At 60.1% G+C, this 311-nt stretch carries 2 tRNA genes; both read right to left on the reverse strand.

The annotated features are described in order from the left end of the window. Window positions 1–47 precede the first annotated feature (47 nt). A tRNA-Met gene (locus tag E1292_RS50715) sits at window positions 48–124 on the reverse strand. A 107-nt stretch (window positions 125–231) separates the two neighbouring features. Beyond that, window positions 232–308 (reverse strand) — tRNA-Met (locus E1292_RS50720). Window positions 309–311 lie beyond the last annotated feature (3 nt).

Consider the following 311-nt stretch of genomic DNA (forward strand, 5'->3'; position numbering starts at 1 on the left):
AAACGATCAGAGGCTCGATTCCGTTTCCGGATCCCGAGCCTCTGGCCTGGTAGCGGGGGCAGGATTTGAACCTGCGACCTCTGGGTTATGAGCCCAGCGAGCTACCGAACTGCTCCACCCCGCGTCGGTGTGTTGCTTAGAACTATACAGCCTTCAGAGCAGTGCCCGTGACGGTCAAACTCTGAAACGATCAGAGGCTCGATTCCGTTTCCGGATCCCGAGCCTCTGGCCTGGTAGCGGGGGCAGGATTTGAACCTGCGACCTCTGGGTTATGAGCCCAGCGAGCTACCGAACTGCTCCACCCCGCGTCG

The organism is Nonomuraea deserti (assembly GCF_004348685.1).
GTDB classification, from domain to species: Bacteria; Actinomycetota; Actinomycetes; order Streptosporangiales; family Streptosporangiaceae; genus Nonomuraea; species Nonomuraea deserti.